This is a genomic window from Pontibacter liquoris (assembly GCF_022758235.1).
In the GTDB taxonomy this organism is placed as follows: Bacteria; Bacteroidota; Bacteroidia; order Cytophagales; family Hymenobacteraceae; genus Pontibacter; species Pontibacter liquoris.
In genome coordinates this window covers 1,291,595-1,305,866 of record NZ_JALEBG010000001.1, presented here as the reverse complement: position 1 = coordinate 1,305,866, position 14,272 = coordinate 1,291,595, and the positions used below count along the sequence as shown (strand labels likewise).

14 protein-coding genes are annotated in these 14,272 nt (G+C 52.6%); 5 read left to right on the top strand and 9 right to left on the bottom strand.

Annotation, left to right across the window (positions count from 1 at the left end; all coding sequences use genetic code 11):
- Positions 1 to 7 precede the first annotated feature (7 nt).
- A complete protein-coding gene (locus LWL52_RS05380) occupies positions 8 to 751 on the bottom strand; it encodes an EcsC family protein (protein ID WP_242920651.1) in 744 nt (247 codons plus the stop codon).
- A gap of 149 nt (positions 752 to 900) precedes the next feature.
- On the opposite strand from LWL52_RS05380, the gene LWL52_RS05375 reads away from it, so the two are divergent.
- Together LWL52_RS05375 and LWL52_RS05370 are read left to right on the top strand one after the other, a co-directional pair.
- Entirely contained in the window at positions 901 to 1,383 is a 483-nt protein-coding gene (locus LWL52_RS05375) for a DUF4126 family protein (protein WP_242917650.1), read from the top strand.
- Between the two features lie 154 nt (positions 1,384 to 1,537).
- Complete coding sequence (locus LWL52_RS05370; protein WP_242917648.1) at positions 1,538 to 3,595, top strand: M13 family metallopeptidase; 2,058 nt, start codon at positions 1,538 to 1,540, stop codon at positions 3,593 to 3,595.
- Between the two features lie 978 nt (positions 3,596 to 4,573).
- Here the strand turns inward: LWL52_RS05370 and LWL52_RS05365 are convergent.
- The 4 genes from LWL52_RS05365 to LWL52_RS05350 form a co-directional block, all read right to left on the bottom strand.
- On the bottom strand, positions 4,574 to 5,674 hold the full coding sequence (locus tag LWL52_RS05365; RefSeq protein WP_242917646.1) for a DUF4421 family protein: 1,101 nt from the start codon (positions 5,672 to 5,674) through the stop codon (positions 4,574 to 4,576).
- A 246-nt stretch (positions 5,675 to 5,920) separates the two neighbouring features.
- On the bottom strand, positions 5,921 to 6,262 hold the full coding sequence (gene arsC, locus LWL52_RS05360; protein WP_242917644.1) for an arsenate reductase (glutaredoxin): 342 nt from the start codon (positions 6,260 to 6,262) through the stop codon (positions 5,921 to 5,923).
- Between the two features lie 156 nt (positions 6,263 to 6,418).
- Complete coding sequence (locus tag LWL52_RS05355) at positions 6,419 to 7,168, bottom strand: metallophosphoesterase family protein (RefSeq protein ID WP_242917642.1); 750 nt, start codon at positions 7,166 to 7,168, stop codon at positions 6,419 to 6,421.
- Positions 7,169 to 7,170: 2 nt separating this feature from the next.
- A complete protein-coding gene (locus tag LWL52_RS05350) occupies positions 7,171 to 7,980 on the bottom strand; it encodes a nucleotidyltransferase (RefSeq protein WP_242917640.1) in 810 nt (269 codons plus the stop codon).
- 397 nt (positions 7,981 to 8,377) lie between these two features.
- Here LWL52_RS05350 and LWL52_RS05345 point away from each other — a divergent pair, with 397 nt between their 5' ends.
- Positions 8,378 to 9,184, top strand: a complete 807-nt coding sequence (locus LWL52_RS05345) for a hypothetical protein (RefSeq protein ID WP_242917638.1) — start codon at positions 8,378 to 8,380, stop codon at positions 9,182 to 9,184.
- Between the two features lie 70 nt (positions 9,185 to 9,254).
- Here LWL52_RS05345 and LWL52_RS05340 read toward each other — a convergent pair whose 3' ends face one another.
- From LWL52_RS05340 to LWL52_RS05330, 3 genes are read right to left on the bottom strand one after another with little or no spacing between them, the layout of a single operon-like run.
- Positions 9,255 to 10,151 carry a glycoside hydrolase family 25 protein gene (locus LWL52_RS05340; protein ID WP_242917636.1) on the bottom strand — a complete coding sequence of 299 codons (897 nt, stop codon included), beginning with the start codon at positions 10,149 to 10,151 and terminating at the stop codon, positions 9,255 to 9,257.
- Positions 10,151 to 11,269, bottom strand: coding sequence for an alanine racemase (locus LWL52_RS05335; RefSeq protein WP_242917634.1), 1,119 nt, complete (start codon positions 11,267 to 11,269; stop codon positions 10,151 to 10,153). The genes LWL52_RS05340 and LWL52_RS05335 overlap by 1 nt, the downstream gene beginning before the upstream one ends.
- Positions 11,266 to 11,586: a hypothetical protein gene (locus tag LWL52_RS05330; RefSeq protein WP_242917632.1), complete on the bottom strand. Its 321-nt coding sequence runs from the start codon at positions 11,584 to 11,586 to the stop codon at positions 11,266 to 11,268. Before LWL52_RS05330 ends, LWL52_RS05335 begins: the two co-directional genes overlap by 4 nt.
- A gap of 11 nt (positions 11,587 to 11,597) precedes the next feature.
- On the opposite strand from LWL52_RS05330, the gene LWL52_RS05325 reads away from it, so the two are divergent.
- Together LWL52_RS05325 and LWL52_RS05320 are read left to right on the top strand one after the other, a co-directional pair.
- The gene (locus tag LWL52_RS05325) at positions 11,598 to 12,128 is read left to right on the top strand and encodes a CopD family protein (protein ID WP_242917630.1); all 531 of its coding nucleotides are present in this window, start codon (positions 11,598 to 11,600) and stop codon (positions 12,126 to 12,128) included.
- A gap of 270 nt (positions 12,129 to 12,398) precedes the next feature.
- Positions 12,399 to 13,028 carry a hypothetical protein gene (locus tag LWL52_RS05320; RefSeq protein ID WP_242917628.1) on the top strand — a complete coding sequence of 210 codons (630 nt, stop codon included), beginning with the start codon at positions 12,399 to 12,401 and terminating at the stop codon, positions 13,026 to 13,028.
- Positions 13,029 to 13,295: 267 nt separating this feature from the next.
- Here LWL52_RS05320 and LWL52_RS05315 read toward each other — a convergent pair whose 3' ends face one another.
- Positions 13,296 to 14,201, bottom strand: coding sequence for an AEC family transporter (locus LWL52_RS05315; protein WP_242917626.1), 906 nt, complete (start codon positions 14,199 to 14,201; stop codon positions 13,296 to 13,298).
- Positions 14,202 to 14,272: the final 71 nt, after the last annotated feature.

Below are 14,272 nucleotides of genomic sequence, written 5' to 3'. Positions count from 1 at the left end.
GGCAGAATTAACTGTTGCCTGGCACCTGCAGACTCTCTTGCCAGCGCAGGCGGTAGGCGTTCATGGCGGTAGCGCCCAGCTTATCGAGCAGCCGGTAATTGACGTAAGCTCCAACGGGCGCCCCGATAACAGGTATAAGCTGGGCCATTTTGGCCAGGTCGATGTAATCGCGATACTCCTGCTGAAAGGTGCGCCAGTCAAACTGGTGGATATCGTCGGGCAAGTACTCTTTCTGCTGCTCCCAGTTTACCATTTGCAGGTATACTTGCCGGCGCTGCTCGTGGCTGCTGAACGCCAGCTGAAAGATATACAGCAGGTAGATCCGCTCGCGGTAATCGGCCACCGAGTAGCCATACAGGGCCGCAATATCATACAGCAGCTTGAGCTTGATACCCAGCAGCAACGGAAAGTCGGCAAAGCCCAGCAGAATGCCGCCGGCACCTGTCAGGCCACCTTCGGCCGCAGCGGTACTTTTGTAAAAGCTGATCCGCTGCCGCACCCGAATTTCTTTCTGCTGCAAAAGCAAAGCCCCCTCCTCCACCCTGCCCGTGGTGCGTTCGGCGCCAAATATTACCGCCCGGATCATTTGCTTGATCGCGCTAGTGATGGCACGGTGTACCTTTTCCGGAATATAGCTGTTCATCTTCTGCTGCATTTTCCGGGCGAGCCGGTTCATCAGCGAAGGTGGGCGCAGCATCTGCTGCTGCCAGGCGTGTAGTTCCTGCAGTACCTGTTGTTCGTAAACCGACATAATCATACTTGGTTTTAATAAGTTGATGCTGCTTTGCTGATGCTTCCGCTCTCCCGTATGGCTCACCCTACATTAATTCCCACCTGCGTGTTTTATCCTACAAAGGTTTAGTGTTATTCCCGTATACCCTAAAAACAACGATAACGGCTATGAAACAAAACAAAAACAACCTGATCTTCAAAACACTGGGCATGGGCGCTATTGCGGGCATGCGCTCTATGACGGCCCCTGCCCTTCTGAGCACGGCCCTGACCCATGCGCCCAAAGAAGCCCTGACCCGCAGCCCGCTGCGCTACCTGCAGTACGGGCCGGTGGCTACCGGGTTAAAGGTGATGGCGGCTACCGAGCTGGTAGGCGATAAACTGCCCGGTGCTCCCGACCGTATCGCAGCGCCTGTCTTATTACCTCGTGCAGCTTCCGGGGCGCTGGTAGGAGCTGCCATCTTTACCCTGAACCACGACAACTGGCTGCAGGGAGCCGCCTATGGTGCTGCAGCGGCGGTAGCCGCCACCTTCGGCAGCTATTACCTGCGCAAACTCATGAACCGGTATGCGCCCAACGCGTTTAGCGGCGCCCTGGAAGATATGCTCACGCTGGCTGGCGGGGTGGCTCTCACCAAATTCAAGGTATAAGTATAATCCCTGTTCCGGGTTAAAATCCGCTGTTACCATCTGTAGCAGCGGATTTAATATGTTATACCTGCCCGCCTCCCGTATGCAGCTTACCTGCCGGCTTAGTGCATTTTATCAGAATATTTTGTAAGTTTATAGATAAAAAACGACTCGGATGATAGAGCATACTTTTCTGAAACGACTTTTAGTTGTTTCGCCTTTGCTGGCCCTTACCCTGGCCGGCTGCGGGACAAATGATAAAACCGCTGCTTACAAACCGGACCTGATCAGCAGCAACCGCGACACCACCATAGCCCCCGGCGACGACTTCTTTACCTATGCCAACGGCACCTGGATCAAGAATCACCCTATTCCCGCTTCGGAGAGCAGCTGGAGCATTGGTAAAGGCGTGCAGGAAGAGATGTATGGCCGCCTGCGAACCATCAGCGAGAACGCGGCCAAAGGCAAAGCAGCCGCCGGCACCAACGAGCAGAAGATCGGTGATTTTTACCACACCGGTATGGACACTGTCGCCATAGAAAAGCAGGGCCTGCAGCCGCTGAAACCGGAGCTCGACCGCATCGATGCGATGAAAACACCCGCCGACGTGCAGGCCGTAATTGCCCAGTTAAAACCCTATGGCGTAACCACACCGGCGGGCGCCTTTGTGGAGCAGGATGCCAAGAACAGCGAGAAAATGGCGCTATACCTGTGGCAGTCGGGCCTGGGCTTGCCTAACCGCGATTATTACTTTAACACCGACAGCCGCACGGCCAACATCCGCAAGGAGTATGTGCAGCACGTAGCCAAAATGTTTGAGCTGATGGGCCAGGACGCTGCGACGGCCAAACAGAACAGCGCCCGCGTAATGAAGCTGGAAACCGCCATGGCCAAAGCCTCCCGCAAACTGGCCGACCTGCGCGACCCTTACGCCAACTATAACAAGATGTCGGTAGCGGAGCTGAACAAGCTCACGCCGGGCATCGACTGGAAAAACTGGTTGGCACAGATGCACATCAACCAGGTGGACAGCGTGATCGTGGGCCAGCCCGAGTTTTATAAAGAAGCCGGCAAGCTCATCAGCAACGCATCGCTGGACGAGTGGAAAGCCTACCTGAAATGGCACTTGGTGCATGCCTATGCCGACAACCTGAGCAAACCCTTTGACCAGGAAAATTTCCGTTTTTACGGCACCGTCATGCAGGGCCAGACCGAGCAGCGCCCCCGCTGGAAACGCGTGCTCGACACCGAAGAAGATGCCATGGGCGAAATGCTGGGACAGCTGTTCGTGAAAGATTACTTCTCGCCCGGAACCAAGCAGCGTTACGAGAAACTGGCCGACAATGTGGTGGCATCGTTCCGGGAGCATATTAAGAACCTGGACTGGATGAGTGACTCTACGAAGCAGAAAGCGCTGGCCAAGCTCAACAAGATCAACAAAAAAGTAGGCTACCCGGACCAGTGGAAAGATTTTTCGGCCCTGAAGGTGGACCGGAGCTCGTATGCCCGCAACGTGATGCATGCCAACGAGTGGTGGTATAACTATAACCTCAACAAACTGGGTAAGCCGGTAGACCGCACCGAGTGGAGCATGACGCCGCAGACCTACAACGCTTATTACAACCCCAGCAACAACGAAATCGTGTTGCCGGCTGCTATTTTTGCAGTGCCCGGCCTGAAAGACGAAGATGCCGATGATGCCATTATCTACGGCTATGTGGGTGCCTCTACCATCGGCCACGAGTTAACGCACGGCTTCGACGACCAGGGCAGCCAGTACGATGCCGAGGGCAACCTGCGCAACTGGTGGACGGCCAAAGACCAGGAGCTTTTCAAGAAGAAAGTCGATCAGATCGTAAATCAGTTCAACAACTACACCGTGCTGGACAGCATGCATGTGAACGGCCGCGCTACCGCCGGCGAAAACATTGCCGACCTGGGTGGCATCGTGATCGGCCTGGATGCTTTTAAGAAAACGGAGCAGTATAAAAAAGGTGAAAAGATCGGGGGGCTGACGCCTGTGCAGCGCTATTTCCTGGGCTATGCCCTGGGCTGGCAAAGCCACCAGCGCGACGAGAAACTGGCCCAGCAGATCCTGACAGACGTGCACGCTCCGGCTAACCTGCGTGTAAACGGCCCGTTTGCCGATGTGCCTGCTTTTTATGAAGCCTTCAATGTAAAACCCGGCCAGAAAATGTACCTGCCCGACAGCGCCCGTGTGAAGATCTGGTAAGTATACTGTATAAAATTTAGTGACAAAAGGCTGAAGTATTCTACTTTAGCCCTTTTCTTTTATGACCTCGCAGCGTGCGCAGCTCCTGCGAGTGTCTGAATGCGGTTGGCACTTCCGGGTTTATTTTTGGCTAGAAGCTGGTCGTGATCTATACTTCTTAACAGGTTATTTGATTAGGATACGCATTAGCTATCGTTCTCCCTCACATTTATTACTTTAAGCTATACTTGGTAATTTTAGTTTGAAGCTCCAATTTATCCTTATCCGCACTAAGTAGCGGCTGAACACCAAGTATAATAATCCGGCTATACTTGTTAGCTGCTTTTCTTCCGCAGCCTTATACTTGTCCTGTTTCATTTCTCGCTTTGGTGCGCTCCAAGCCCGCGGGGCTCATCCTTGCGATTCGCGCTGTGGCGTGAAGCTGCCCTAGCGGGCTGCCTTGCAGGCACCGCAACACACCAAGGCGCTCAACCCAAGGACTGGGAAGCTTTCGATAGCGGCTGTTTATACTTCAGCTTAAGTATAAGTATAAACTTTATCAGCATTGTATTTATGTAGGGACAGGTCGCGACATGTCCGCTCTAAGGTAGCTGCTAGGTAAGCAGAGCCTAAGTATAAGTATGAACCTTCCCCCCTCGCCTATATCCTTATTTCATCCTGAAAGTCGCAGATCACGCACTTGTTGCGGGTGATCTTGGGGAAAGAGAGGTTAAGCCGTTACTACGCAAGCCTTCTTTTGCTCTTCCTTCAGTCCACAATCACCCTTAGAAGGCAGGGCTGTTTTATACTTCATTTGATAGCACGGGTTTGTAACCCGTGTCTTCCATATATTGTCGGTTTTGTAATCAGACTAAGCTAGTAGCCAAAAGTATAGCCGGCTATGAACGTTGACATGCAAAACAATCTCTATACAACCCTATCTGCAACCTTATCTGCAAAGGGGCAGTGATAACTATCTACGTGAAACCCACACAGCTCTTAAAACCCAGGTATCTTACTAAAGATGCCCTTTGCTTTGTAGCCGAACCGGCGGCCGACTAAAACCCGCACTTCCGAGTAATAGCTGCGTTGGCGGTTGTTGCTCTCCAGGCTGCTGGAGGAAAAGAGCAAGGTGCCCGTGAGGCCGCCATAATATTTATCGCTGTTAAAGCCAATGGTGCCGCGGCCATCGCCCTGTAGCCCCAGCTTTACAGGTATACTTGTTTCTTCGTTATTGGACAAGGTACCCGTCTGGTGGCGCAGGCCTAAACCGGGGCGGAAGGAGGCGGAAACAAACAGGTATTTTTTAAAAACCCAGGTATAGGCATAGCCGGCATTAACAGTATAGGTGGTGGTGCGGTAGCGTTGCAGGTTGGCCTCTTCAGGGAAGTAGGGTTGCACTTTAAGCGGAATCAACGACGAATCGCCTTCTACCTGCGAGCTCACAAAGGTAGCGCCCACTAAAAAGGAGCCGGCGCTTTTCTTCTGGCGTTCCCGCTGAAAGGTAGTGGCCGGATGAGAGAACTCCTCATTGTTAAAGGTATAGTATAAGCGACTATAAAAAGTTTTGGATGTAATATCGGGCCTCAGCGGGTAAGTATCGCTTTCCTGGAACCAGTCGGCGGCAAGCACATCCGTATTGCTCAGATAAAGCCCGGCATACTTCTGGTAATTGGTGCTGAACTGCACCTTGCGGCCGTTTACGCTCAGGCCGAACCGGACCTGGTCGGTGTTGCCGCGCATGTCGTTCTTGCTTCGGGCTCTTGTGCGCAAGGTCACATCAAAACTGAGCCAGCTATAACTAAGGCCGATGCCGGCCGAAGAAGAAATGTTTGGTTTATAGATCAGGCGGTGATCGTCGTTGATCAGGCGTAGCGCATAATCCGTATCTTCCAGGAGCAGGTGCACGTGCAGCTTATTTTTATAACTGGTAATATAGGAGGTATCCACTTTGGGGAGCTTGGGCGTGAGGAGGGTATCCAGGTTAATGCCCAGTATCTTCAGGCCGTCATCGGTCTTGGTGGTATCCTGTTGCGCCAGTGCCTTGGGCCCGGCCAGCAGCAAAGCCGCATACATACACAGCAGCAGATAAAATCGCATAAAGTAAAACGTAAGTATAACATCCCGGTTATGCCCGGTTCAAGGCTACATTTACTGCTGCGCGCAAGGATTGTTTTACAAGCGTGCCGGTTAAAGCTACATTTTGCTATAAATCAGTTGCTTTTTAGGTATACGGCAAAGGAGCCCTGCCTCTTTATACCCTACTTACGCGTTAAAAGGCTGTTTAAATTTTTAGCGTTGGTTAAAGGATTGATTTGCAAAATGAGGGAGGCTCGGGAGCAGCACCTATAGTATAGCCAGCACATTTTCAGGAGGACGGCCAATTACCGCTTTGTCGCCGTTCACTACAATGGGTCGCTCAATTAGGATCGGGTTTTCTGCCATGATCTGAAGCCACTCATCATCGGTATAGGTTTCGCCGGCAAACTGTGCTTTAAAGATTGTCTCGTTTTTGCGCAGCAGCTGCTCGGGCTTTATGCCCAGTTTCTGCACCAGGCTTCGCAGCTCGTCGGCCGTCGGGGCATTTTTCAGGTAATCGATCACCTGCAGTTGTTGGCCTTTTTCCTCGAGCAGTTGCAGGGCCTCACGGCTTTTGCTGCAGCGGTTGTTGTGGTATACCTGTATCATGGCTTAAGTAAGTTGTGCTTAAAAGTACCAATCTGCCGGATACTTTCCAGTTTCCCGGTGCGAATAGCTGCACCTGGCAGCTGCCGATGAAGCTCCATTTCGGAAGCATCACGCCCTACTATGCGCTAGGGCTTCCTCCCGAATCAGAATGCGCGCTTATACTTCCAGTACGTAAAAGGCCGGGTCAAAGCCTTCTTTTACAAGGATGGGCAGCGATACGTTGAACACTTTCACGCCTTTGGACGTTTCGCCGGCCAGCTGGCCAATGTGGGCATGGCCATGAAAAGCCGCAAATACCTGGCGCCGGTTCAACGGCTCTGCCAGACGGGAGGAACCCAGGAAGGGAAAAATCTGCTCGGGCTCCCCTATTACGGTTGCCTGAATGGGGGCATAATGCAGCACGGCTATCTTTTTCAGGTCTACATGTTCGCTATCGAGGCGAGCCAGGGCACCATCCAGCTTCAGCGATTCGTCCACGGCCTCCTGCACAAAATCCTTGATCATCTGCTCGCCAAACATGCCCAGCATCGCCTTGTCGAAGCCACCGCCGAATCCTTTTACGCCAGCAAAACCCACATTGCCGATTACCACGCTGTCGCCGTCCAGCAGGTACACATTTTCCTTTACCAGCAGTTTACGTATTGCTTTGCCGTTGTCGCGCTCGTAATCGTGGTTGCCCAGCACAGCCACCACAGGTATGGTACATGCCCTGAGTTCTTTGGCCAGCACCTCGGCCTCGGCCACCCGGCCGGTGTCGGTCAGGTCGCCGCACAGCAGCAGCACATCGGCCTTCTCCGAAACAGCCTTGAAATATTGCTCCCACTTGCCTTCGTCTGTTTCGCGTACATGTATATCGCCTACGGCGGCGATTCTGGTTCTGGGGGTATTGCTCGTTAGCTCAGTCATAGTTAAACGGATCGCATGGTCACGACCTTATAATTCCATTCTGTGATATCGGTTGCATATTGGGTCTGATCGATCAGGGGGCCCAGGCAGATCTTGTCCGTTGGGGTGGGCAGGTCAAACTGCTCGTGCGCCCGCTTGAGCAGCTCGTCAAAAAGCCAGCGGGGAATCAGATCGCGGTCGGATGGGTAAACGAACTGGAACGACAGCAGCTGGGCTAACAAAAGCTGCCAGTGCTGCTCCATGTGCCGCCAGAGCCATTTCCAATCCAGTTTATCGCCCCAGCGCAGTATAATGTGGTTGATATCGCCGCCATCGTAGCGCTCCCGGTTCTGCACATACAACTTCGACCAGATCAGGGCCTCCGCCGGAATGTAGCGGACCTTCACCCCAAAGAGCTCCCCTTTCACTGAGCGCTCCAGCCAGCTGTCGCTCACCGCACAATGGTTGCCCGGGTTGTTGAAGATCACATCTACAAAGTTGTCGCCGATGATGGCTTTGGCAAGCCAGCGCGGGTCGGTCATTTCTGTCTGGTAACCCTGCTCATTAAACCATTTCATGATGCGGGGGCAATCGCCTGATTTGCAGAAAACATCCAGGTCTTTGGTATCGCGCATCAGGCCCGTATACAGGCGCAGGGCAAAACCGCCACCTACCAGGAAATCCGTTTTGGACTGGGCCAGAAGATTGAGCGCACTTTCATAAAACTCATCCGCCGCTTTTTTACGGGTATCGTCCTTTTTATTGCCTTCCTCTTTCGTATCCACCACTTTCTCCTTCTTATTTAGCTCTATCACCTTTTCTTCTTTCGCCATATATCCTGTTGCAAATAGCCTTTTAAACATCCTGCGGGCCTAGCGGGCAAAACCAGAAGTATAATTTGCACTTCACCCATCACTCCCAAAGTAGATGCTTTTACTCGTTTACAGCGCCATAAGTTGTCTGAAAATAGCGTAGCAGCGCTAATTGCATAGCAAGCCAGCCACGCCCCGGCAAGGTATGATCCTTTTAAATTGTAGTCTTTTTATGCAGGCTATACTTTAAAGATGAGGTTGCCTGCTTTGCCGGAAAGGGGCATGCAGTTTGCCACCTACGTTGGGCAACCCTGGCTCCCCTGCTGTTATATCCGGTTTTACTTAACCCCTCCTTTTCCCTTTCGTTAAACTATAGTATAGAACATATTTGTAAACCTCTCTAACTACTAAGAAAGCTATGGACAGAAACCAATCAGATTACAACGACTATTCCGGCAATTTTCAAACGCATCGTTCAGAGCGTTACCGCCATCCCGAGGAGGACAGTTCGTACCGTTCCGGCCAGTCACGTGGCGGCTATGATAGCGAGCGCTACGGCGATTCCTACAGGCAGCATGATATGGACCGCCCGCGCAATGTAGCAAACCGCAGCATGAACGAAGACACCTACAGCACCTCCCGCAACTTTGGCAACATGGGAAGCTATGGGGGAGCCCAGGGCTTTGGCACTTCCAGAGGCGGCCAGCACCCGCTGCAGCAAAACGACAGCAGTGGCTATGACTACTACAGTGGCATGGGCAGCCGGGGCAGCTACGATACCGACAACGACCGCTATGGCCGTGGCAATGACAGGGGCATGCGTGCTAACGAAGGCAACCGCGATATGTATGACCGCGACTCGTCGCGCGGCTACCAGGGCAGCAGCCAGGGCCGCTATTCCTCCGACCGGGATGATGATTACAATACTCACAGCTTTGGCGGCGGCTCCAGGGGCAACTACATGGGTAGTGGCTACGACAGAACCAGTGGCGGCGAGAACCGCGGCATGATGGGACAGGGCCGTTCGGGTATGGGCACCATGTATAACCGCGGACGATACCAGGAAGGCAGTCGCTATAACGACCCTTCGGGCCGAGGCAGCTTTTCACGGGGTGGCTCCTCTGACAGCGACTATATCCAGAGCAGCAACCAGGGGCGCACTTTCGACCGAAACTATGACCGCCGGGACCGGAGTGATCGGGACACTGATCGCTTCTATCGTTAATACTTAAAACCCTTAAAAAAGAGCGGAACCCGGCAAAGGGTTCCGCTCTTTTTATGTCTGGGCTGAGCTACTACTGCACGCAAACGCTTTTCAGGTCGCGCATGCTGCCATAAAACACATTGCAATCCACGTCGCCCTCTATACCCTCTATCGCGCCGCCGTCGGTGTGCTGCCAGAAAGCCAGCTTCAGATCTGAGGTCTTCTCAATTCTTAACTTGGGCACTTTATAATGGGCTATCCAGAGGTGGTAATCGTCGAAGTGGCCGGCCAGGTAATCTTTGTAGAAAGTATAGTTGGTGTAAATGATTGGCTTGGTGTTGTAAGCTTCCTCTACTTCCCGGAGCCATACCTGCAGGTCTTTGCGGAACTGCGCTTCTGGTTTGCGCCCCCGCACTTCGATGTCCAGCACCGGCGGCAGATCGCCAGGCTGCAGCTCTACCAACGAAATAAAGTTGCGGGCCTGCACCAGCGGAGCCACGTGGGGCCGGTAAAAGTGGTACGCCCCGCACAGTATGCCTGCCTGCCGCGCTTCTTCCCAGTTCTGCTTAAAAAGGTTATCCTGCAGCGAGGCGCCTTCCGTTGCTTTCACAAAAGCAAATGAAATTTCGTTGGCGCGCACTTTCTGCCAGTCAATATCCTTTTGGTATTTGGATACATCCACTCCATACACGCTGTACCCGTCGGGCCATACTACTTTGCGCTTTTCTACAAAAAGCTCTACGTAGAGCACCAGTAACACCAGCAGCACCAGCGCCGCGGCCCCTACCCGGAACAACAGCGGGGAGCCGCCCTTGGGCTTCTTCTTTTTTCGTTTGGGCGCGGCCGTGGAAATACGCTTCGCCGGCGGCGCTTTATAGAGTTTGCTCTGCGGCGTTTTATACTTAGGCGTAGCTGCCTGTATCTTTTCCCAGGCATCGTCTGCCGCATCGGCAGGACCATGGAGCTTGTGCTTTTTCGGTGCCGCCATTATAAAAGCACAGCCAGTTGTCCCACGCCTGATAAATGCTCCAGCCGCTCGCCTTCCAGCGTCAGGTAGCCCCGCATAAGGTCGGCGGTGAGGCAGGAATGCACCGGCAGCACAAACATCAGATCACCGATATTGTATTTGGCGAACTGCTCCGGGCTGGCTTTCACAATGCTGTGTTCCTGCGAAAGCGACACCAGTTCCAGTCCTTCTACCGGTTGGGTCCAGCCTTTGCCGTTCAGCTCCACCATACGGCCGTAAATCACGGAGCCGGTTTCCGAGGGAAGGCTGTCTTTAGAGAAATGCACACTGCCGCCGTATAGGATAAGCTCACTTCTATCAGCATGTTTGGCTACAACCGGGCAGGCCATACAGACGGCAATCTCATCGAAAGAGCAGGAGCCGATGCGTTGCTGGGTAAGGTCATAAAACACGAAATTCCCTGGCCGGATCTCATTCACCCCTCCCAGGTCTTCGACAATGCTGCACGAAGGCGTGTCGCCGATGGAGAGCTGCAAACCCGGAAACTGGCTTTTATACCTGTCGCGAAGTAGTTGCAGCTGGTAAACGGAGGTAGCATGAATGGTCCGGATCGCCTCGGTATCAGTTTGCTTATAGGTATGGCCGTCGTGCACCACAAATCCCTGGAAGTGCAGCTTGTCGCTTTGTTTTATTTTCTCCAGTATGCTGTCGAGCGTGGTGTGGTCGTTGGGCAGAATGCCCGTGCGGCGGTAACCGGCATCGATCTTCACCCACAGGTTAACCGGGTGTTGGAGCAAGGAAGCTAACAAGTCTACAGTTTCGATGTTCACTGCCAACAGGTGCAGCTGTATGCGCGAGGCCAGTTGATTGATGTGGGCAATTTCAAGCACATTGGCCGGGAAAGCCACCAGAATGTCGTTCCAGCCATAGCGGGCAAAGTAGGCGGCCATGCGCACCGACGAGACCGTAATTGCCTTCACGCCCATGTCGCGGAACCACTCGCCCACCTGCACCGACTGATGCGTTTTGAAATGTGGTCTAAGCCGGACATTATTTTCGCTCGCTTTCTCCACCATCCTGCGGATGTTGCGCAGGCATTTTTCCTTATCTAAAAGTAATGTAGGCGTCGTTATCTTCATAAATTTAAACCCGCTGTCAGCAGCCGGTTATGTGAAGTTACAAATCTTTCGAAAACAAACCGCACCAGTTTAGCCAGAGCTAAGAAAAGCCGGGCGGACCGGATGATCTCTCCTCGAAGGAAGTATAAAGCAAGGCCGGTGCTTGCAGCTGCACGCCAGGTATAACGCGCCGCTGCAATAAAAAATGCACTACTTAGGTCCGGTGTATTGAAGGGGAAATGGATGACGCAGGTACAAAGGCTTGGGCTGCCGGTATATTCTGCCCTTTTACGATGCAACAATTCCTCAAATCGCCCTACCTTTACAGGCAGATCCATACCTGTATGATATGAGCTTTTTTTACGTAAAAGCGCTGCACATTATTTTTGTAGTGACCTGGTTTGCCGGCCTCTTCTACATTGTGCGCCTTTTTATATACTTTGCCGAAGCTGCCGAAAAGCCGGAGCCGGAACGAAGCATCCTGCAAAGGCAGCTGGCCTTGATGCAAAAGCGCCTGTGGTACGGCATTACATGGCCCTCTGCCCTGCTGACGCTCATTTTCGGGCTCACAATGCTGTACCTGTATGGTTCCGTGCCCGGCTGGCTCGTCTGGAAGCTTTGCTTTGTGGCGGGCCTGTATGTATACCATTTCCTTTGCCACCGGATCTTTAAACAGCAGCAACTGGGCATCCTGCGGTATAGCGCCAACCAGCTGCGCATCTGGAATGAGGTGGCCACGCTTTTCCTCATCAGCATTGTGTTCCTGGTGGTGCTCAAAAGCTCACTCAGTATGCTGTGGGGCATTCTGGGGCTCATCCTGTTCGCTGCTATCCTAATGCTGGCCATCCGCATCTACAAGCGGGTGAGGGAGAGAAGTTAGAAAGTTAAAGAGTTAAAAAGGTAGAAAGTAAAATGGAGGAAGGTTGAAAGGAAAGAGTTACCACTGGATGAGAAAGTATGACAGAGCGCAAAAGGTTAGTAAGACTTTCCTTACACAAGACTCACAAACCAGCAGGCGCAGTTAACTAATTTTAGGTGCACCCGAAAACTCTCTAATTTTTTAACTTTCTAAGTTTCTAACTTCTCAACTTTCCAACTTCTTTATCTTCCCAACTTTTTCCTTTTCCTTTGTATAAAGTAAAAATCCCACATGAACGACGCTGCACTGAAGGCAAACGAGAGAGAACTGATCAAGCTAATCCGCTTTTTTAGCAAGCGTGCGGCCCTGCTAATGGAAACCGGCACACTGAGCCAGGAGCACGAACAGCTGACCAACGCCTGCCAGAACCTGGAAACGCAGCTCTATACCCACGCGCAAAACCGTTTAGCCATCCTTGATAAGCGCGAGCGGCTACAGAAATTAATTGAAGACAATGCGCAGTGCCCCAAATGCGGCAAAGCCGATATGCTGAAGAAAACGGGTGTGGCCACAAATGAGCATGGCTGGAAGAGCAACACCTACCGTTGCCGCCGCTGCAATACCACCTTTACCTGGAACAAGCCTAACAATCCCTGGCATATGACATCGTTCCTGGAGATGTATATCCACGAACTGGAGCAAGGCGTGCAACAGGAACCCAACGAGGAAATCCGCCGCCATACTGAGGCGGCTATTGGGCAGCTGCATGACAGCCTGGACCGCCTACGCCCGGTGCTGCAAACATCAGACGAGGAAATGGAAGCCCTGCAAACTAAGGAAAAAGAAATGGACCGCCTTATTCACCAGTTCAAAAATTACCTGCTCATCGAGAAAATAAAGCTCGATGTGTACGAGGAGTAGGCTTTCGTTGTGCGTTTTTCGTTCGGTGTGAGGAGCAGTAAATTAGCTTTTAGTTGGGTTCCTATGCTCCGGGTCTTAGAAAGCGTGGCTGTTGGGCTATACTTCTGGCGCAAATCTGCGGATTGACTACATAAAAGGGATGTTGCGTCTCAAACACAAAGGATTACTGTGCATAGCTCAAGTATAACAGTTACCCCGGTTCCATGCAAATGGCCCTCCTCAACACCCCATCTCCCGAGCAACGAACAACGATAAACGATATCCCCTTTATGTTATAAGCCAGTACCAAATGGCCAGCGTGAGCAGCGAAACGGGTATGCCGATGCCTACCATCATGTTAGCCAGGCGCGGTTTCAGGCTGTACGAAGCCGCCACAATGCTGCCCGTGATCATCGGGGCCATGGCGGCCTCCACCACACAAATCTGCACCACCTGCCCCCGCTGCCCCAGCACCACTACATATAAAAACCAGATCAGCAGCGGGGCAAGCAGAAGCTGGTACGTCAGGCCCAGCGCCAGGAAGCCCCAGTGTTTGCTGCGCCGCTCTAGCGTGAGTTGCATGCCCACCGAAACAAGCGCCAGCGGCGAAACAGTGCTTCCGAGTCGCTGAAAAACATCCTTCATCGCGTCCGAAAAATGCCAGCCCGCAAGGTTTATACTTAGGGCCAGCACAAACATCAGGAAAGGCGGAAACCGAATGATGCGACGCAGGATCTCTTTGGAGCCTGTCTGCCCCTTCGAGAAATAGGCCGCCAGCCCGATGCCCAGCGTGGAGAGCACCATAAACGAGCCGGGCTGATCGACTAGCAGCGCCGTTTGTAGGCCTTCTTTGCCGTAGAGCGCCTCTATGACCGGAAATCCAATAAAGGACGTATTGCCCAGCCCCGCTGTAAGTATAAGGCAGCCGATGAGCTTCCGCGACCATCCGAAAAGGGTGCCCAGGCTCCAGAACAACAGCGCTGCCCCTGCAAAGCAAATCCAGGCTACGGCTACCGGCAGCAAAACCTCTGTGCTGAGGTGTATCTCGGGAATGAAGTACAAGGCCAGCGCAGGCATCGACACATAGATAATGAACTGGTTGAGCACCAGCGCGCTGTTTCGCGGAAAATCAGGTATCCGCCGAAGTATAATGCCCAGCAACAGGCACCCGAATAAAAGGATCAGGCTGCTCATGTAGATTTGACAGCCGCTGTTTGTTTTACCGCTTTATAAAGTATATTGCTCATCGTTCTTCTTCTGCTGCA